The sequence below is a fragment of the Streptomyces sp. NPDC050509 genome, from assembly GCF_044457965.1.
Classification (GTDB): Bacteria; Actinomycetota; Actinomycetes; order Streptomycetales; family Streptomycetaceae; genus Streptomyces.
Genome location: NZ_JBITHL010000003.1, coordinates 153435 through 171861 on the forward strand (window position 1 = coordinate 153435; position 18427 = coordinate 171861).

The following is an 18427-nucleotide window of genomic DNA, read 5'->3' on the forward strand; positions in this document are numbered from 1 at the left end:
CGCGGGGGCGCCCGAGAGCGCGGGGGCGCTCGACGCGGGGTGCCCGACGCGGGGTGCCCGAGATCGCGGGGGCGCCGGTGGGGTCAGCCCGCCAGCGCCTTCGCGAACGCCCCCGCCGTCTGCTCGACGCCGCTGCACGTGTCGGACGCCTCGGCCGTCGACACCCCCTCCGCGCACCCCCGGTCCCGGAACGTCGCCCACATCGAGAGCGCACCCACACCCTGCTCCCGGGCGAAGCGGCGGAGCCGCGCGGCGTCCGCGAGGGTGAAGGTCTCGCCCGCGACATCGTTGACACCGGCCATCGCCGTGATGTGGAGCGCCTTCCACGCCCGCGCCGACGACAGGCCCAGCGTGGACGCGATCTGGCCGTGGGCCGCCCGCGCCGCACGCTCCGCGTACCCGCCCATGTTCCCGGTGTACGCGGAGCCGTAGTTCATCGCCATGATGTTGACGGCGGAGAGCCGCACGCCGCGCTCCACCGCGTCGGAGAGGAGGGCGACGCCGCTCTTCTCCAGACCGTCGGGCATCACCGGCAGGGTGTACGTGACGTCCAGGTCCCGCTCCTCCTGGAGCCGGACGAGCGCCTTGTTCCGCAGGGCGACCGAGGCGCTGTCGGTGAGCGCGTCGCCCTCGATGTCGAAGTCGGCCTTCGTCGCACCCACCGCGTCGAGCGCCTTCGTATAGGCGGCCACGAGCTCGTCGACACTGCCGCAGGCGAGCGCCGGTTCGGTACCCGCGGCGCCGCCGAAGGAGACCCGGACATCGGCGCCCGACGCCGTCAGCTTCGCGACGCGGGCCTTGACGGCCGCGCTGTCGTACGCCGCCGTACCACCCCAGGCCGGGGTACAGCCCTCGCCGTCGCCAGTGACCACGAAGGCCAGGTTGTACGTGTCGGGGGAGCCGGATCCGTCACTGTCGGCGGCGGTGGTGGCGCTGACGTACGGGGCGAACGCCGTCGCCGTGGCGGCGGTCGCGCCGTTCCCGTCCGCCCTGCCCCGGGGGCCGGCGTCCGCGGCGGTGCCCGTCGCACAGGACGTGCAGGCCAGCGCGAGCGCGGCGAGCCCCGCCGCCCAGGTGACCGTACGCCCGTAACTCCGCGAACTCCGCGAACTCGGCGAACTCGGCGAACTCGGCATGGAGAAATACACCCGCTCTCGTGTGTTCTCGAAGAATGTTCCGGACGGCAGGAGCCTCAGGAGCTTCCCACACGGGAATGTGGTGACGGAGCACACAGTTCGAGGAGGGCGGTTCGGTGGAAATTCCCAACCCCCCATTCCGAACAGCGTGTGCGCGGGGATCGCGAATACCTCCTGCTGATCGTCGGACCGTATCCCTCTCAGCTCGCTGACAGGAAAAGAAAGAATTCATAGGAACGCGTCGTCACAGGCACAGGTTTCGCACATAAAGGGTGGCCAATCTGCTCGCATGCATTCTGACCCCACCCTTGAGGAACGCCCGGTACGCCCGGACAGGCCGGACCGGCGCCGTAAACGTGGTGCCGGCCGCCCCCAGGAGGGCCCCGTCTTCGTGGACGCCTCCGGGCGCCGGGCCCGCCTGCTGCGCCGCGCCGGGATGGCGCTGGGCGTCGTGACCCTCGGGTATGTCGCCGTCCTGGGGCTCGCCTTCATGGGCGGGATCTCCCTGAGCCCGTCGGAGATCCTGCCGTTCGACGGCGGACCGGCCGCCGCCCAGGAGGGAACGGGGTACGGACCGCCGGGCGGCGCCCCGCCGCCCGGCGCGGGGGAGGCTCCGCCCACGGCGCCCGCCACGGCGCCCCCTTCGGCCGCGTCCTCCGTGGCCCCGTCCGCTTCCGCCTCCACCGGCAGCGACGACTGAGCCGATGCCCCAGAAACCCAGCCCCACCCCCACCCCCGCTCCCGCTCCCGCGGGCAAGCGCCGGCACGCCACCCCCTCCCGCATCGAGCGCGTCGGGCGCCAGGCGATCCCCAAGCCCCGGGTGGTCTTCGCCGTGCTGCTGCTGGTCGGCCTCGTCAGCGTGCTGCTGCTCGACGGCTATCTGCGCTCCGAGGTCGGCGGCGACCAGCGGATCCGCTCCGACGCGAGCAACAGCGAGGTCCCCGCCGGCGTGGCCGACGGCGGTCCCATCCTGAGCTTCGCGGGCGGCCGGGCGCGTACGCAGTCCGTGGCGGACAAGACCATCGTGCTGACCTTCGACGACGGACCCGATCCCGAGTACACGGAGAAGGTCCTCAAGATCCTGAACGACCAGGACGTGCCCGGCACGTTCTTCCTCATCGGCTCGATGGTCTCGCGCTATCCGGGCGTGGTGAAGGACATGGTCGGCCAGGGGAACGAGGTCGGCGTCCACACCTTCACGCATGTCGATCTCTCGTACCAGAGCGCTTCCCGCGTCAAACGCGAGATCGCCCAGACGCAGCTCGCGCTGGCGGGCGCCGCGGGGATCACGACGACGCTGTTCCGGGCCCCGTACTCCTCGAAGAACGACGCGATCGACAACGAGAGCTGGCCGATCTACCAGCGCCTCGGCGCGATGGGGTACACGAGCGTCTTCATCGACACCGACAGTGAGGACTGGCAGGAGCCGGGCGTCAACAAGATCATCAAGTGGGCCACGCCGAAGGACGGCGACGGCGCGGCGGTGCTCTTCCACGACGCGGGCGGCGACCGTACGGAGACGCTGAAGGCGCTGCCGCGGTACATCAAGAAGATGAAGGCGAAGGGCTACACCTTCACGACGGTCAGCGGCGCCCAGCAGGCGGACCGCGCGGCGGATCAGTCGGCCGGCGGCCCCGCAGGCGGCGGCCCCGCCGGCCCGCCGGGGGCCGGGAACGCGAACAGGGCCGGGAACGCGAACGGGAACGCGGACTCCGGCGTCAACGTCGCGCAGATGGCCCACCGCAAGGCCACCGGCACCACCCTCTGGGAGGGCAGGGCCCTGATCGCCGCCGTGGCCGTCGCCGAGTGGTCCGTCCCCGGTCTCGCCACCGGCCTCGCGGTCGTCGGCGTCGCCGTGATGGCCCGGTTCGGGCTGATGCTCGTCCTCGCCCGCCGTCACCACCGGCAGCGCAACAGACGCCGCTTCACGTGGGGGCCGCCGGTGTACGAACCGGTGAGCGTGATCGTGCCCGCGTACAACGAGAAGGAGTGCATCGCCAACACGCTCAACTCCCTTGCCGCGAGCACCCATCCGATCGAGATCGTCGTCGTGGACGACGGCTCCACCGACGGCACCGCCGAGATCGCGGAGTCCCTGGGGCTGCCCAACGTACGGGTCATCCGCCAGGAGAACGCGGGCAAGTCCGCCGCCCTCAACAACGGGGTGCGCCAGGCCGGTCACGACATCGTCGTGATGATGGACGGCGACACGGTCTTCGAGCCCGACACCGTACGGGAGTTGGTGCAGCCGTTCGGTGACGAGCGGGTCGGCGCCGTCGCGGGCAACGCCAAGGTCGGCAACCGGGACACCGTCATCGGGGCCTGGCAGCACATCGAGTACGTGATGGGCTTCAACCTCGACCGGCGGATGTACGACGTCCTCGGCTGCATGCCCACCATCCCCGGAGCGATCGGCGCCTTCCGCCGCCGGGCGGTCCTCGAAGTCGGCGGCATGAGCGAGGACACCCTCGCCGAGGACACCGACATCACCATCGCGCTGCACCGGGCCGGCCGGCGGGTCGTGTACGCGGAGCACGCGCGCGCCTGGACCGAGGCGCCGGCGAGCGTCGGACAGCTCTGGCGCCAGCGCTACCGCTGGAGTTACGGCACGATGCAGGCGCTGTGGAAGCACCGAGGATCGGTCCTGGACAAGGGGCCCTCGGGCCGGTTCGGCCGGGTCGGCATGCCGCTGGTGGTGCTCTTCCAGATCGTCACGCCCGTCTTCGCCCCGCTCATCGACGTGTTCACCGTCTACGCGATGATCTTCGTCGACTTCCGGGCGTCGCTGCTGGCGTGGCTGGCGGTCCTCCTCGTCCAACTGCTTTGCGCTGCCTACGCGTTCCGGCTCGACAAGGAGAAGTACCGGTATCTGCTGATGATGCCGCTACAGCAGATCGCCTACCGGCAGTTGATGTACCTGGTGCTGATCCACTCCAGCGTCACCGCGCTCACGGGCGGCCGGCTGCGCTGGCAGAAGCTCAAGCGCACCGGCGAGGTCGGCGCGCCGCGTCCCGGGGCGGGGGCGGCCTGATGGCGGGCGCGCACCGCAGGGGGGCGCTGCCGCCGGAGGCGGTGCGGGAGGCGGACGCGGCGCCGGTAACCCGTACCCCGGTCGAGGCCCCCACTCCCGACGGATCTCCCGGAGGCCGGGACCGATACGTGGACGCGCTGCGCGCCCTCGCGCTGATCCGCGTCGTCACGTACCACACCTTCGAGTGGCCCTGGCTGGGCCTGGTCTTCCCCTCCATGGGGGTGATGTTCGCGCTCGCGGGGTCGCTGATGGCGCGCTCCCTGGAGCGGCCCGCCGGGAAGGTGATCCGGAGCAGGCTGCGGCGGCTGCTGGTGCCGATGTGGGTGTTCGGGGCCGTACTCGTCGTGGCCATGGCGCAGCACGGGTGGCTGCCGGGCGCCGACGCCGTCTACTGGGTGCTGCCGGTCGGGGATCCGCCGGGCGACGCCTGGGGCGAGCAGGCGTGGGCGGTGCTCTGGTACCTGCGGACGTATCTGTGGTTCGTCCTGCTCTCGCCCGTCCTGCTGAGGCTCTTCCGGCGCGCGCCGCTCCCCGTACTCCTGCTGTCGCTCGTCCCGGTCGTGGCCTTCGAGACCCTGTGGACCCTGCCGGACGGGCGGCTCGGCGCCGCGCTCAGCGATCTGTCCGTCTTCCTCTTCTGCTGGCTGCTCGGCTTCGCGCACCGCGACGGGGTGCTCGACCGGCTCCGCCCGGGGCGCGTGGTCGCGGCGGCGCTCGCGGTGATGGCGGCCGGCGGATGGTGGGCGTTCCACCACCGGGTGGACGGTACGTACGACCTGGACGACATCCCGCTCGCGCAGGCCCTGTGGTCGGCGGGGTTCGTGCTGCTGCTGTTGCGGTTCCGGCCGGACTTCGGGTGGCTGGCGCGCCGTCCCGTGGCCGACCGGGTCGTCCGGGTCTTCAACGCCCGCGCGGTGACGATCTACCTCTGGCACGAGGTCGCGCTGATGGTGAGCGTGCCGGTGATCGACGTGATGTGGGACATCCCCGCCTTCGAGCGGGACCTGCCGCTCGACAGCGCGTGGTTCCAGTTCGGGATTGCCTGGGTGCTGATCGCGGCGGCCGTGGCGCTCTTCGGGTGGGTGGAGGACGTGGCGGCGAAACGACGGCCGAGGCTGCTGCCCTGATGCCGGGCGGCGGGTCACGCCCTGGCACACTCGACACCGTGACCCGAGCCTCCCTGGACAAGCAGCCGCACGAAGTCGCCTCGATGTTCGACGACGTGGCGGAGAACTACGACCTCACGAACGACGTGCTCTCGCTCGGCCAGGACCGGCGATGGCGCAAGGAGGTCGCCAAGGCGGTGCACGCGCGCCCGGCCGAGAAGGTCCTCGACCTGGCGGCCGGCACGGCCACCTCCTCCCAGGCGTTCGCCGCGACCGGCGCGTACGTCGTGCCGTGCGACTTCTCGCTGGGGATGCTGCGCGAGGGCAAGAAGCGGCACACGTGGATGCCGTTCACGGCGGGCGACGCGACGAAGCTGCCCTTCGCCGACGAGGTCTTCGACGCGGTGACGATCTCCTTCGGCCTGCGCAACGTCCACGACACGGACGAGGCGCTGCGCGAGCTGTACCGGGTGACGAAGCCGGGCGGGAGGATCGTGATCTGCGAGTTCTCGCACCCGACCTGGGCGCCCTTCAGGACCGTCTACACGGAGTACCTGATGCGGGCGCTCCCGCCGGCCGCGCGCGCCGTCTCGTCCAACCCGGACGCGTACGTCTACCTCGCCGAGTCCATCCGCGACTGGCCCGACCAGCCCGCGCTGGCGGCCCGGCTCCAGGGCGCGGGCTGGTCGAAGGTGGCGTGGCGGAACCTGACGGGCGGGATCGTGGCGCTGCACCGGGGCGTACGGGCCTGACGGCCGGGGCCGATGAGCGGAGGGCACGTCCCCACTCACCGGCTCATCGGCTCATCGACTCACAGGCTCACCCATCCACCGGCTCACTCACTTACCGGCTCACTCACTCACCGGCTCACAACTCCAACCGGTAGCAGTGCGCCTCCTGCCGGGACACCGGTCCGACGTACGTCTCCGCCAGCTCCATCCCCAGCCGCCGCGTCACCGCGACCGAGCGCGCGTTACGGGAGTTCACCATCGCCACGACCCGGCCGACGCCCGCCGCCCGTACCCGCTCCAGCGTGGTCCGCGCGGCGGCGGTCACGTACCCCCGGCCCCAGTGCGCCCGGCCCAGCCGCCAGCCGATCTCGATCTCGCCCACCGGCCCGAACGACGCGTGCGGCCAGGGCTGGGCGCCCGTGAAGCCGATCACCTCCCCGGACGCGTCCAGCATCGTCCAGAGGCAGAAACCGTGCTCCGCGTCGTGGCGGCGCTGCCGGGCGGTCAGCTCCTCGTACAGGGACATCTCGGCCGACGTACCGCCGTGGAACTCCATCACCTCGGGGTCGTCGAAGACGCGGTGCCAGGCGAAGGCGTCCTCCTCGGTGGGGACGCGGAGCTGCACCACGGGGAGCGGTTCGGTCACATGGGTCATGGCGGCAGCCCTTCACTGGGGGATCAGTACGCACCCATAGACTGCACAGGACCAGTGCCGTCCGGTACACGATTTCGAGTCTTCGGGAGAACCCGCTGTGACCGAGCCCCAGCCCCTCTCCGAGAACACCGCGGACGTCATCGTCGTCGGAGCCGGTCCGGCCGGTGCCACGACCGCGTACTACCTCGCCAAGGCGGGCCTGGACGTCCTGTTGCTGGAGAAGACCGCGTTTCCGCGCGAGAAGGTGTGCGGTGACGGTCTCACCCCGCGCGCCACCAAGCAGCTCGTGTCGATGGGCATCGACATCTCCGAAGAGGCGGGCTGGCTGCGCAACAAGGGGCTGCGGATCATCGGCGGCGGCGTACGGCTCCAGCTCGACTGGCCGGACCTGGCCTCGTACCCGGACTACGGCCTGGTCCGCAAGCGCGACGACTTCGACGAGCAGCTCGCCCGGCAGGCCCAGAAGGCCGGCGCCCGGCTGCACGAGCGCTGCAACGTCGGCGCCCCGATCACCGACGCGCGCACGGGCCGGATCACCGGCGTCCACGCCAAGATGGGCGAGGAGAAGACCCCGGTCACCTTCCACGCGCCGCTCGTCGTCGCCGCCGACGGCAACTCGACGCGGCTGTCGCTCGCGATGGGGCTGCACCGCCGCGAGGACCGCCCGATGGGCGTGGCGGTACGGACGTACTTCACCTCGCCCCGCCACGACGACGACTACCTGGAGTCCTGGCTGGAGCTGTGGGACCGGCGCGGCCCGGGCCCCGACAAGCTGCTGCCCGGCTACGGCTGGATCTTCGGCATGGGCGACGGCACGTCCAACGTCGGGCTCGGCATCCTCAACTCCTCCTCCGCGTACAAGGAGCTGGACTGGCGCGAGGTGCTGAAGGCGTGGTGCGCGTCGATGCCCGAGGACTGGGGCTACACCCCCGACAACATGACGATGCCGATCCGCGGCGCCGCGCTCCCGATGGCGTTCAACCGCCAGCCGCACTACACCAAGGGCCTGCTCCTGGTCGGCGACGCGGGCGGCATGGTCAACCCGTTCAACGGCGAGGGCATCGCGTACGCCATGGAGTCGGGCCAGATCGCGGCGGACGTCATCGTCCAGGCCCACGCCCGCGCGACCCCCGCACAGCGCGAACTGGCCCTGCTGCACTACCCGAAGGTACTCAAGGACACCTACGGCGGGTATTACACGATGGGCCGCGCCTTCGTGAAGCTCATCGGCAACCCGAAGGTCATGAAACTCGCGACGGAACGCGGACTGACGCATCCGCTGCTGATGAAATTCACGCTGAAGATGCTGGCGAACCTGACGGACCCGACGGGCGGCGACGCGATGGACCGAATCATCAACGGGCTTTCCAAGGTGGCGCCGAAGGCGTGACGCCGCTCGGCAACTCACCCGAAAGTGTGGGCTGTTGGCTCGTTATGTCCTTACTGCCGAGTCGGCGGGTTTCCTAGAATCGAGGGCACTACAAATGTGATCGACGCCTGCCGAAAGGGTGTTCACATGGCCCGTCCTTGGGAGGCCGATCCGTCGGCTTTACTGTCGCGCCGGTTGGGGAAATCGGCCGGAGAGCTCGGTGTCACCGACGATGACGACGGATGCCCCGACATCTGGGAGCTGGACAACGGTGATATCGCCGTCGTAGGCCGGGACCTCACGGATACGTACCGGTCCCATCTCCCCACGGGTATGTCGATCTCTCATGACGAGCGTCTGATCGTCATCCCCGGACGTATGCTGCGCGCGGCGAAGCCGGACATCGCGGATGCGTGACCGTAGCGCTCTCGCGTTCGAAGGGCATCAGGGGCAGCGGCTTCTCCGGGACGACTACCGGCGTGACTTCCGGCAGCGCGACGAAAAGATCACCGGACGGGACAGTTGGAAGTTCGAGCGAAGGCAGCACTTCGAGGAGCCGGGCTCGCCCAGTTGGGAAGCCTTTCAAAGCGGCGACTGGGACGGAGCGCTGCGGCTCATGGCGGAAAAAGGGGCCACACACTGGTCCAGGGTCGTCCGGGAACGCGGTGAACGGGACAGCGTTTTCCACCGGGTTCGAGTGGTGGAAGAGCCCCTGACCTCTTATCTCCAGTGGGAGCTGAACTCTCTTCGTTTCCAGGCCGAGCACGGAGTCCCTGTTCGCGTGGCCAGCGGCGACAGGCTGAAGGCGCTGGAGGCATCCGCCCCGCTGCCCGAGATCGTCGTCCTGGGGAGCCAGGTGCTGTACGAGGTCGTCTACACCGAGGCCGGAGTTCTGGACGGGGGAATTCGTTTCGCCGATTCCGGTCTCATCGGACGCTGGGAAGGTTTCATCAAAGAGCTGTACGAGGACGGCGAGGACATCACTTCCTACGTCGATCGCCATGTGGCGCATCTGCCTCCTCCTCGGGCAGAAGGGGAGTAGAAGATCACCAGGAGCGGTGAGGGCGAAGAAAACCCGAGAACCACGAGGACCAACCGGCAAGCGAACCCCGGCGGTACACACTCGGACCTGTCGGGGACTACCCGTGATGTGGTGCAGGCCGGTCAGGTGACCGGCGATATCCACTTCCACGGCCGCGATGCACAAGAACACCCCGGCCAAAGCCCGAGACCACGCCAACTTCCAGCGGACATACGAAACTTCGTCAATCGCGCGGAGCAGTTGCGGAAGCTGGACGCGGCTTTCTCCGTGGGCGGCGATCCGGCGGCCACGGGCGCTCCCGGCTCACTCTTCGGCGTCCCCGTACATGTCATCGTCGGTACGGCCGGATCGGGAAAGACCTCGCTCGCCCTGCATTGGGCGCACCGGGTGGCAGACCGCTTTCCCGACGGGCACCTGTATGCCAACTTACGCGGCTACGACCCGGGGGCGCCGCTCACCGCGACGGAGCTGCTGCCTCGCTTCCTGCTGGCACTGGGGACAGCGCCGGACGCGGTCCCCTCCGACCCCGAAGCCGCCGCCGCGCTCTACCGCTCCCTGCTGGCCGACCGCAGAATGCTGATCGTCCTGGACAACGCCGCCACGGTCGCCCAGGTCCGTCCGCTGCTGCCGGGGAACGCCCGCTGCCTGACGGTCGTCACCAGCCGGAGGCGGCTGTCCGGACTCACCATCCGCGACGGTGCGCACCGGTTGACCCTCGGCACCCTGGCGGAGCCGGAGGCGGTCGCCCTGCTCCGTACCATCACCGCCGACCACCGGTCCGACGACAGCGATCAACTGGCCGAACTCGCCCGGCTGTGCGCCCGCCTGCCGCTCGCCCTGCGCATCGCCGCCGAACGCGCCTCCAACCAACCACACATGCGGCTGGACGAACTGATCGCTGATCTGCGGGACGAATCGGCGCTGTGGGACGCTCTGAGCGCCGGCGACGAGGAAGAATCCGAAGCCGTACGCGCGGTGTTCGCCTGGTCCTATCGCGCCCTGCCACCGGCCGCCGCCCGGATGTTCGGCCTGCTGGGACTGCACCCGGGGCCGTGGATCTCCGCCGCCGCAGCAGCAGCCCTGGCAGGCGTCGAAGTGCGTCGTGCGCGTCAACTCCTGGACACACTGATGGGCGCGCATCTCCTGGAACAGAAAGCACCGAACCGGTTCGAATTCCATGACCTTTTACGCGCCTATGCCAGAGATCAGGTGCGGCGGGAGGTATCCCCGGAGGGCCGGAAAGAGGCGCTGCTCCGCCTTCTCGAATGGTACGTACACACGGCCGACGCGGCGCAGGCATGGATCAGGCCCGAGGAAGAGCACCTCCTCACCGGCCCACCGGCCGCCCGTGTCTCGCCACGGGTGTTCGGCGAGTACGACCAGGCCGTCGACTGGTCGGAACAGGAGCAGGCCAACTTCCTTCCCCTGATCCGGGCCGCCGAGAAGTCCGGCCTCGACGAATACGCGTGGCGGCTGCCGGCGATCCTGTGGAATGCCAAGGCGCCCTCCGCGCTCACCGCGGACTGGATGGTCATGGGCGGCATCGGCCTCCCCGCAGCCCGCCGTCTCGGTGACCGCCCCGCGGAAGCCAGGATCCTGGAGAGCCTGGCCTTCGGACACACGAAGACCAGCCGACTGGCCGACAGCCTCTCCTGCCATCAGGCCGCCCTGGAGATCCGGCAGGAAGAGAACGACAGATACGGCGAAGCCACTTCGCTCAACGCCCTGGGCCTGGTGTACCTGCGGATAAGAGACCTCGCCGGCGCGGAAGCCCCGCTGGAGCAGGCGTCCGCGATCTTCGGAGAGCTGGAAGAGACGCACTGGCAAGCCGTGTCCGATACCAATCTCGCGCAAGCCCACTATCAAGCCGGTCGCCTTACGGAGGCCGCCGAGCGCCTTCAGCGTGCCTTGTCCTTCCACCGTCGGCGAGGGAACGCACGCAGCATCGGCAACGCGCTCTGGATCCGGAGCGCGATTCACCTGGATCGTGGAGAGTTCCAGGATTCCCTGCGGGCTGCCGAGGAAGCGGTACGGATCGCCCTGGATCTGCGCAGCCATGTCGCGGAAGGCTGGTGGCTGATCGCTCTCGGCAACGCTCACCGGGCGCTGACGCGGTACGGCGACGCGCTCACGGCCTACCAGCGCTCGGCGATGCTGCACGGCCGTCTGGGCGACCGAAGCCGTGAGGCACAGGCCTGGCAGGGGGCGGGGGAGACCTACGCGCTGCTCGACCGTCCCGACGAGGCCGTCCACTTCCACCGTGCGGCCGTCACGGTCCACCGTGAACTGGGCGACGCGTGGCACGAGGCGGTAGCGCTCGAAGGACTGGGCGCGGCGCTGCGTCACGCGCGGGCGGGCGCGGATGCAGGCGCGGAGGGAGACACCGCGCGGCAGCACTGGACGAGGGCGCTCGAACTCCTCGCCGCTTACGACGATCCGCGTGCTGCGACGACACGCGAACGCGTGGCACTACGGCTGAGCGAGGCGACGTAGGGCGGCGTCGTGGCGCACGGGCATGGATCCGGGGCGCGGATCGACCGGTGCCGGGGCGGGGACCCGGACCCGGTGGGGGACCTCAGCCCTTTCTGGCCCACTTCTTCAGCGCGGCACGGTCGGCGAACTGACCGAGGTTCGTGTCGAGCGGGCTGTCGGTGTACTGGTGGAACTTCCACGCGGCCTGGATCCGGGGCTTCCCGGCGGTCACGTAATCGGCGATCCACAGGGCGTCGCCCGCGTTGCTGGTCGTGTCGCGGTTCAGCCAGTAGTCCCGGTTGCAGTACAGCCCGACGCGATGCGTCTCCCCGCGCAGCCGCTTCACCTCGGCGAGGAAGGAGTCCTTCTGCGCGTTGGAGACATCGCTGTCCTCCCAATCCGCGAAGAGGGGGTCGTAGGCGATGCTGGAACACTCCTCGACGAAGTACCTGGCCTGGGCCTTCATGTTCCCGGCCCGCAGGAAGTGGTAGAACCCGACAACAAGCCCGGCCGCCCGGCCGTGGGCGGCCTGGGCGGACATCCTCGGGTTGATGTACGAGGTGCCTTCGGTGGCTTTGACGAAGACGAAGTCGAAGCCGGAGGTGGTGTAGTTCGAACTCTGATACGACGAGACGTCGATGCCTTTTATGGTCATGGGGGGAGCTTCCTCCTGGCCAGAAGATGTAGGGATCGTCTGGCGTGTGGTGCGAAATGACGTAAGTGTCTTCTACCCAGGAGGAGTTAGCTTGCCATCACTCGATCGGGTTAAGTGCGACCTTGATCAGATCTTGAGGATCAGGGCCGGAGCCTGAACGTCGGCCCGGAGCCCCCCGATCTCGCCGCGTCGGCAGAGGCGCCGAGCCTGTCGGGGTGGGCCGGTGGCGGATGATGGCGGGCGGTCCGCCCCCTCCCTGGTCCGATGATCGCGGCTCCGGGGTGTGCGTCAAGGGCGCTCCTGCGTCGCGTCGGCTTCGCCGATGTCGCTGCGCTCCACCCTTGACCCACACCCCTCCACCGCTGGAAAAGGCGTGGGGAGGGGGCGGGGGGAGGGGTCCCCTGGGAACACCGATGTCCCTGGGCTCCGTTCCAGGCCGCCGGGCCGGCTCGCCCTGCGGGGCACGCAGTAGTGGAGTGGGGCGGTGACGGGCTTCGTCAAGCGTCCGTCGACCGGTCGTGTGCTGGGCTTCATGCCCCGCTGGTCATTCGCCGTGGGTGGGGGCGGTGGTGAATGGGGCGTGGAGTGGGGCGACTTGACGCAGCCGGGTGCCTTGATGGAGTCGGGGTGGTGGGGTGCCGGGGCGGGATGCGGTGCCGGGGCAGGGCGGGGTCTTGGTGGTCGATAGGGCGCTTCCCCACCCAGAAAGCATGCGTTATGCCCCAGTTTGCCCCGTCTGATTGGGGGGGGGGCTCCGTTGTTCCGTGACTGCGTGCAGCCAGCGCACCTATGCGGGACTCTCGGCACACACTTCCCCATTGCACACCACTCCCGCCCCACACGTCACATCCGCCCCGACTCCACCCGGCCTCCCCACCCACGACGAGTGACCAGCGGGGCATGAAGCCCAGCCGCCATCCGGTGGGGAGCCGCTTGACGAAAGCCGCCACCGCCCCACTCCACGACCGCGCGCCCCGCAGGGCAAACCCACCCGCCAGCCTGGAACCGACCTCAGCGACAAGCAGTGCTCCCCAGGGGACCCCTCCCCCCCGCCCCCTCCCCACGCCTTTTCCAGCGGTGGAGGGGTGTGGGTCAAGGGTGGAGCGCAGCGACATCGGCGCAGCCGACGCGACGTAGGAGCGCCCTTGACGCACGCCCCGGAGCCGCGATCATCGGACCAGGGAGGGGGCGGACCGCCCGCCATAAAGCACCCCCGGCCCACCCCGACAGGCCGCTCGCCCGCCACAACGCACCCCGGGCTCGCCGCAACGGCGAAAGCCCGCATCCCCGGGTCGGGGTGCGGGTCTTCGCCGTGGAGCGTGAAGCGTGGGGCTGGGCCGTATCAGAGGACGCGGACCGCGCCGCTCGGCGGGTCGTAGTCCAGGGAGGCCTTGACGACGCCCTTGCTCGGGTTCTGCGCGCCGATGAACTCGCCGCCGCCGATGTAGATCGCCGTGTGGTACGCACTGCCCGCGCCACCCCAGTAGAGGATGTCGCCCGGCTGGAGGTTGTCCAGGGAGACCTGCGTGCCTGCCACCGACTGGTCCTGCGAGACGCGGGGGAGGTCGACGCCGATCTGGCTGAACGCGGCCTGGACGAGGCCGGAGCAGTCCCAGGCGTTCGGGCCCGTGGAGCCCATGATGTACGCGTCGCCGACCTGCGCCTGTGCGAAGGCGACGACGGACGCGGCCGAGCCGGTGGCCTGCGAGGTGGTCTCGGAGACCGTGTTCGAGGACGAGGAAGAGGACGAGCCCGTGCTGGAGCCGGAGTCCGAGTTCGAGGTGCTGGCGAGCGCCGTGCGCTCGGTGGAGCGGGAGGCGCGCTCGGCGGCCTCCGCGGCCTTGGCGGCCTTCACTCTGGCCTCTTCGGCCTTCCGCTTGGCCTCGGCCTTGCGCTCGGCCTCCGCCTTCGCCGTCTTGGCGGTCTTGGCCGCCTTCGCGGCGGCGGCGTCCTGCTGGGCCTGGAGGTCCAGGGTGTTGGCCACTCGCTGGGTCGCGTCGGCGGACCGGGCGAAGTCACCGGCGAGGCCGGCGGTGAGGGTGGGCATTTCGATGGTCTCGGTCACCGGCTCGGCGTTCGCCGGCGCGGCGGCACCTGCGACCGCGATCGTGCTGAGGACGCCACCGGCGACTCCGGCCCGAAGGGTGACGCGCGGGGTGCTCCGGCGGGGTTTCCGGTGGCTGGGTATCTGAGCGGTGTGGGACATGAGACCAACGGCTATCAGGTCGGCCCGGGTTCCCGTCAAGAAACGTGGGGTGCGCCACAGTTGCGTCCGGAATCTGTGAATCCGCTTTCCGGGGGCTCTTATTGACGCCGTAACGGGCAAACCGGGCAAGGGTGATCATGGCCGTGATCATGGGCTTTCCGATAAACGTCCGAATTGCCTGTCGCCTACCATTGCTTCGCACTCATGGCCAAGCCCCCTTCTTTGGGGGGTTGCGTGAAGTGACACAGGTCACTTTCCCGACGCGCAGATAACGGCTCGGTCACTGTTCGACTGTCGGTCCGGTCACATGAGGTGTAAGGCGTTCCCGACCGAGGTCTTTCCGCTGCTCCCCCGAGGTCGTTCCGTCGCTCGCGCGCCCGCGCGAGGGGTGTCTCCACGCTCGCGCCGGGTTGCTCGTGAATGCGTGCACATATCCACATCGGTCCATCTGGAGCCCGCCGGTCCCTCACCCGGGTGACCCTCGACGCCGTATCACTCGAAAGTGTCTCATCGCCAATTTGCTTGTACGGTGCATCTCTTGATAGGGCAACACGCCTCTGGCCAGCACCGACGGGCTCGAATGTCACGTCTGGTGATCACGTGGCCGCTTCGCGTATGAAGATCACCCCTCATCCGACTTCATGATCCTTCGTCAGGTGGTGGAGATCACAAAGTCGCCTCTGTACCCCGTGTCGCAGATCACAGCCCACCGGGCATAGGATGCGGGGCAGCCGGGCTTGTGAACTGCCTCACATGTGCGCGATCTTCGGTGATCCGCGACGAGGCGGCGAGGCGGTCCGCCCGGTGCGATCCAACGGTCAAGGACGACTGGAAGGAGCTGAGGGGCGTGAATGCCTACGCACCCATCCTCGTGCTCGGCGCCCTCGGGGCCGGGTTTGCGATCTTCTCCGTGGTCATGGCCACGCTTATCGGCCCAAAGCGCTACAACCGGGCGAAAGTTGAAGCGTACGAGTGCGGCATCGAGCCCACGCCGACGCCGGCCGGGGGCGGCCGATTCCCCATCAAGTACTACCTGACGGCGATGCTCTTCATCATTTTCGATATTGAGGTCGTCTTCCTTTACCCCTGGGCGGTCACCTTCGACTCCCTGGGGATTTTCGGGCTCGTGGAGATGCTGCTCTTCGTGCTCACCGTCTTCGTCGCCTACGCGTATGTGTGGCGGCGCGGCGGTCTGGAATGGGACTAAAGGGGCTGAGGGGCCACCAATGGGACTCGAAGAGAAGCTGCCGAGCGGTTTCCTGCTGACCACCGTCGAACAGGCATCGGGCTGGGTACGGAAGTCCTCCGTCTTCCCCGCGACGTTCGGTCTCGCCTGCTGCGCCATCGAGATGATGACGACCGGCGCCGGGCGGTACGACCTGGCGCGGTTCGGCATGGAGGTCTTCCGCGGCTCGCCGCGCCAGGCCGATCTGATGATCGTGGCGGGACGGGTGAGTCAGAAGATGGCGCCCGTCCTGAGGCAGGTCTACGACCAGATGCCCAACCCCAAGTGGGTGATCTCCATGGGGGTCTGTGCCTCGTCGGGCGGGATGTTCAACAACTACGCGATCGTGCAGGGCGTCGACCATGTCGTCCCTGTCGATATCTATCTGCCCGGCTGCCCACCACGTCCCGAGATGCTGATGGACGCCATTCTCAAGCTCCACCAGAAGATCCAGAGCTCCAAGCTCGGGGTCAACGCGGAGGAAGCGGCCCGCGAGGCGGAGGAGGCGGCCCTCAAGGCGCTCCCGTTGATCGAGATGAAGGGGCTGCTGCGGTGAGCGACAAGCAGCGATCCGGAGATGACAAGAAGCGATCCGGGGATGACGACCAGCGATCCGGAGATGACAAGAAGCGGCCCGCAGGCAGCGAGCCGCCGTCCGGGAGCGACGACCGGTCGTCCGGGAGCGACGAGCAGGCGTCCGGGAGCGACGAGCAGGCGTCCGGGGCGAACGTTCCCTCCGCGCGCGGCCGGGCCGACGAGCCCATCCGCGTGCAGAAGGGCATGTTCGGCGCCAACAACGGCGGGGACACCTCCGGTTACGGCGGTCTCGTACGGACCGTGACGCTGCCGGGCGCCTCCTCCCGCCCGTACGGCGGCCCCGGCGGAGTCTTCGACGAGATCGCGGACGAGCTGGAGGGCGCGCTGGAGGAGCAGGGCCTCGTTCCCGCGAACGCCATCGAGAAGACGGTCGTCGACCGCGCCGAGCTGACGTTCCACATCGACCGCGAGCACCTCGTCCAGGTGGCGCGCACCCTGCGCGACGACCCGGCCCTGCGCTTCGAGCTGTGCACGGGGGTGTCCGGCGTCCACTACCCGGACGACAAGGGCCGTGAGCTGCACGCCGTCTACCACCTGCGCTCGCTCACCCACGGCCGGCTGATCCGCCTGGAGGTCTCCGCCCCGGACGCCGATCCGCACGTACCGTCCCTGGTCGCGGTCTATCCGACCAACGACTGGCACGAGCGCGAGACGTACGACTTCTTCGGCCTGATCTTCGACGGCCACCCCGCCCTGACCCGGATCATGATGCCGGACGACTGGCAGGGCTTCCCGCAGCGCAAGGACTACCCGCTCGGCGGTATCCCCGTCGAGTACAAGGGCGCCCAGATCCCGGCTCCGGACCAGCGGAGGTCGTACTCCTGATGACCACTTCACACCCCTCCGCGTCGCAGGACTCCGCCCCGGACGCCTTCGACGCGCTCGCCTCCGCCCGGGAGACCACCGAGGGCACCGTCTACACGGTCACGGGCGGCGACTGGGACGAGGTCGTCCAGTCCGCCGCCAAGGCCGACGACGAGCGGATCGTCGTCAACATGGGTCCCCAGCACCCCTCCACGCACGGGGTGCTGCGGCTGATCCTGGAGATCGAGGGCGAGACCGTCACCGAGGCCCGCTGCGGCATCGGCTATCTGCACACCGGTATCGAGAAGAACCTCGAATTCCGCAACTGGACGCAGGGCACCACCTTCGTCACGCGCATGGACTACCTGACGTCGTTCTTCAACGAGACGGCGTACTGCCTGGGCGTCGAGAAGCTGCTCGGCATCGAGGACGACATCCCGGACCGGGCCACGCTCATCCGCGTCCTGCTGATGGAGCTGAACCGGCTCTCGTCGCACCTCGTCTGTCTCGCCACCGGCGGGATGGAGCTGGGCGCCACCACGATCATGATCTACGGATTCCGCGATCGTGAACTGATTCTCGATGCCTACGAGATGATCACCGGGCTGCGGATGAACCACGCGTTCATCCGTCCCGGCGGGCTCGCCCAGGACCTCCCCCCGGGCGCCGTCGACTCCCTGCGCGAGCTGCTGAAGACGCTGCGGAAGAACCTGCCGGAGTACGACCAGCTCGCCACCGGCAACCCGATCTTCAAGGCCCGTATGCAGGACGTCGGCTATCTCGACCTGACCGGCTGCATGGCGCTGGGTGCCACAGGTCCGATCCTGCGCTCCGCCGGGCTCCCGCACGACCTGCGCAGGAGCGACCCGTACTGCGGTTACGAGACGTTCGAGTTCGACGTCCCGACCGCCGACACCTGCGACGCGTACGGCCGCTTCCTCATCCGCCTGGAGGAGATGCGCCAGTCGCTGCGGATCGTCGAACAGTGCCTGGACCGGCTGGAGCCGGGACCGGTGATGGTCGCCGACAAGAAGATCGCCTGGCCCGCGCAGCTCGCGCTCGGCCCGGACGGCCTGGGCAACTCCCTCGACCACATCAAGAACATCATGGGCACGTCCATGGAGGCTCTGATCCATCACTTCAAGCTGGTGACGGAGGGCTTCCGGGTCCCGGCCGGTCAGGCGTACGCCGCCGTGGAGTCGCCCAAGGGCGAACTCGGCGCGCATGTCGTCTCCGACGGGGGCACCCGCCCGTACCGCGTGCACTTCCGCGATCCGTCCTTCACCAATCTCCAGGCCATGGCGGCGATGTGCGAGGGCGGCCAGGTCGCCGACGTCATCGTCGCCGTCGCGTCCATCGACCCCGTGATGGGAGGCGTCGACCGGTGACCGCCACAC

The 18427-nt window shown here is 69.2% G+C and carries 16 protein-coding genes; 12 read left to right on the top strand and 4 right to left on the bottom strand.

Translation table 11 applies throughout. The features are described from left to right. Window positions 1-83: 83 nt before the first annotated feature. Window positions 84-1136, bottom strand: a complete 1053-nt coding sequence (locus ACIBJC_RS09765; protein WP_399290096.1) for a chitinase — start codon at window positions 1134-1136, stop codon at window positions 84-86. Between the two features lie 289 nt (window positions 1137-1425). Here ACIBJC_RS09765 and ACIBJC_RS09770 point away from each other — a divergent pair, with 289 nt between their 5' ends. Genes ACIBJC_RS09770 through ACIBJC_RS09785 form a run of 4 tightly spaced genes read left to right on the top strand, consistent with a single transcriptional unit; the run spans window position 1426 to window position 6026 of the window. Next, window positions 1426-1836: a hypothetical protein gene (locus ACIBJC_RS09770; protein WP_399290098.1), complete on the top strand. Its 411-nt coding sequence runs from the start codon at window positions 1426-1428 to the stop codon at window positions 1834-1836. 4 nt (window positions 1837-1840) lie between these two features. Then, on the top strand, window positions 1841-4168 hold the full coding sequence (locus ACIBJC_RS09775; RefSeq protein ID WP_399290100.1) for a bifunctional polysaccharide deacetylase/glycosyltransferase family 2 protein: 2328 nt from the start codon (window positions 1841-1843) through the stop codon (window positions 4166-4168). Continuing rightward, on the top strand, window positions 4168-5295 hold the full coding sequence (locus tag ACIBJC_RS09780) for an acyltransferase (protein WP_399290102.1): 1128 nt from the start codon (window positions 4168-4170) through the stop codon (window positions 5293-5295). The genes ACIBJC_RS09775 and ACIBJC_RS09780 overlap by 1 nt, the downstream gene beginning before the upstream one ends. A gap of 38 nt (window positions 5296-5333) precedes the next feature. Further along, entirely contained in the window at window positions 5334-6026 is a 693-nt protein-coding gene (locus ACIBJC_RS09785) for a demethylmenaquinone methyltransferase (protein ID WP_399290104.1), read from the top strand. Window positions 6027-6141: 115 nt separating this feature from the next. On the opposite strand, the gene ACIBJC_RS09790 is transcribed toward ACIBJC_RS09785, so the two are convergent. Next, window positions 6142-6660 carry a GNAT family N-acetyltransferase gene (locus tag ACIBJC_RS09790; RefSeq protein ID WP_399290105.1) on the bottom strand — a complete coding sequence of 173 codons (519 nt, stop codon included), beginning with the start codon at window positions 6658-6660 and terminating at the stop codon, window positions 6142-6144. 97 nt (window positions 6661-6757) lie between these two features. Between ACIBJC_RS09790 and ACIBJC_RS09795 the strand changes: the two genes are divergently transcribed. From ACIBJC_RS09795 to ACIBJC_RS09810, 4 genes are all read left to right on the top strand, one after another. Beyond that, a complete protein-coding gene (locus ACIBJC_RS09795; protein ID WP_399290107.1) occupies window positions 6758-8050 on the top strand; it encodes a geranylgeranyl reductase family protein in 1293 nt (430 codons plus the stop codon). A gap of 126 nt (window positions 8051-8176) precedes the next feature. Then, window positions 8177-8446 (top strand): hypothetical protein, encoded by a 270-nt coding sequence (locus ACIBJC_RS09800; RefSeq protein WP_399290109.1) that lies wholly within the window; start codon window positions 8177-8179, stop codon window positions 8444-8446. Continuing rightward, window positions 8439-9071, top strand: coding sequence for a DUF6879 family protein (locus tag ACIBJC_RS09805; RefSeq protein ID WP_399290111.1), 633 nt, complete (start codon window positions 8439-8441; stop codon window positions 9069-9071). The genes ACIBJC_RS09800 and ACIBJC_RS09805 overlap by 8 nt, the downstream gene beginning before the upstream one ends. A gap of 240 nt (window positions 9072-9311) precedes the next feature. Then, window positions 9312-11564: an ATP-binding protein gene (locus ACIBJC_RS09810; RefSeq protein ID WP_399290113.1), complete on the top strand. Its 2253-nt coding sequence runs from the start codon at window positions 9312-9314 to the stop codon at window positions 11562-11564. Between the two features lie 82 nt (window positions 11565-11646). Here the strand turns inward: ACIBJC_RS09810 and ACIBJC_RS09815 are convergent, their stop codons facing one another. Both ACIBJC_RS09815 and ACIBJC_RS09820 read right to left on the bottom strand, forming a co-directional pair. Then, window positions 11647-12198, bottom strand: a complete 552-nt coding sequence (locus ACIBJC_RS09815) for a glycoside hydrolase family 25 protein (protein ID WP_399290115.1) — start codon at window positions 12196-12198, stop codon at window positions 11647-11649. 1342 nt (window positions 12199-13540) lie between these two features. After that, complete coding sequence (locus ACIBJC_RS09820; RefSeq protein WP_399290117.1) at window positions 13541-14404, bottom strand: C40 family peptidase; 864 nt, start codon at window positions 14402-14404, stop codon at window positions 13541-13543. A gap of 847 nt (window positions 14405-15251) precedes the next feature. On the opposite strand from ACIBJC_RS09820, the gene ACIBJC_RS09825 reads away from it, so the two are divergent. The 4 genes from ACIBJC_RS09825 to ACIBJC_RS09840 are packed head-to-tail and all read left to right on the top strand — an operon-like array spanning window position 15252 to window position 18418. Then, complete coding sequence (locus tag ACIBJC_RS09825; protein ID WP_329828472.1) at window positions 15252-15611, top strand: NADH-quinone oxidoreductase subunit A; 360 nt, start codon at window positions 15252-15254, stop codon at window positions 15609-15611. A 19-nt stretch (window positions 15612-15630) separates the two neighbouring features. Further along, entirely contained in the window at window positions 15631-16185 is a 555-nt protein-coding gene (locus ACIBJC_RS09830) for an NADH-quinone oxidoreductase subunit B family protein (RefSeq protein WP_313944763.1), read from the top strand. Further along, window positions 16182-17051: an NADH-quinone oxidoreductase subunit C gene (locus ACIBJC_RS09835; RefSeq protein ID WP_399290120.1), complete on the top strand. Its 870-nt coding sequence runs from the start codon at window positions 16182-16184 to the stop codon at window positions 17049-17051. The genes ACIBJC_RS09830 and ACIBJC_RS09835 overlap by 4 nt, the downstream gene beginning before the upstream one ends. After that, the gene (locus ACIBJC_RS09840; protein WP_329828476.1) at window positions 17051-18418 is read left to right on the top strand and encodes an NADH-quinone oxidoreductase subunit D; all 1368 of its coding nucleotides are present in this window, start codon (window positions 17051-17053) and stop codon (window positions 18416-18418) included. Before ACIBJC_RS09835 ends, ACIBJC_RS09840 begins: the two co-directional genes overlap by 1 nt. Window positions 18419-18427 lie beyond the last annotated feature (9 nt).

Bases quoted from the DNA above. Each gene is read 5' to 3' on its own strand.
- ACIBJC_RS09765 (WP_399290096.1), bottom strand. From the start codon at position 1,136: ATGCCGAGTTCGCCGAGTTCGCCGAGTTCGCGGAGTTCGCGGAGTTAC.
- ACIBJC_RS09770 (WP_399290098.1), top strand. From the start codon at position 1,426: ATGCATTCTGACCCCACCCTTGAGGAACGCCCGGTACGCCCGGACAGG.
- ACIBJC_RS09775 (WP_399290100.1), top strand. From the start codon at position 1,841: ATGCCCCAGAAACCCAGCCCCACCCCCACCCCCGCTCCCGCTCCCGCG.
- ACIBJC_RS09780 (WP_399290102.1), top strand. From the start codon at position 4,168: ATGGCGGGCGCGCACCGCAGGGGGGCGCTGCCGCCGGAGGCGGTGCGG.
- ACIBJC_RS09790 (WP_399290105.1), bottom strand. From the start codon at position 6,660: ATGACCCATGTGACCGAACCGCTCCCCGTGGTGCAGCTCCGCGTCCCC.
- ACIBJC_RS09800 (WP_399290109.1), top strand. From the start codon at position 8,177: ATGGCCCGTCCTTGGGAGGCCGATCCGTCGGCTTTACTGTCGCGCCGG.
- ACIBJC_RS09805 (WP_399290111.1), top strand. From the start codon at position 8,439: ATGCGTGACCGTAGCGCTCTCGCGTTCGAAGGGCATCAGGGGCAGCGG.
- ACIBJC_RS09815 (WP_399290115.1), bottom strand. From the start codon at position 12,198: ATGACCATAAAAGGCATCGACGTCTCGTCGTATCAGAGTTCGAACTAC.
- ACIBJC_RS09820 (WP_399290117.1), bottom strand. From the start codon at position 14,404: ATGTCCCACACCGCTCAGATACCCAGCCACCGGAAACCCCGCCGGAGC.
- ACIBJC_RS09830 (WP_313944763.1), top strand. From the start codon at position 15,631: ATGGGACTCGAAGAGAAGCTGCCGAGCGGTTTCCTGCTGACCACCGTC.
- ACIBJC_RS09840 (WP_329828476.1), top strand. From the start codon at position 17,051: ATGACCACTTCACACCCCTCCGCGTCGCAGGACTCCGCCCCGGACGCC.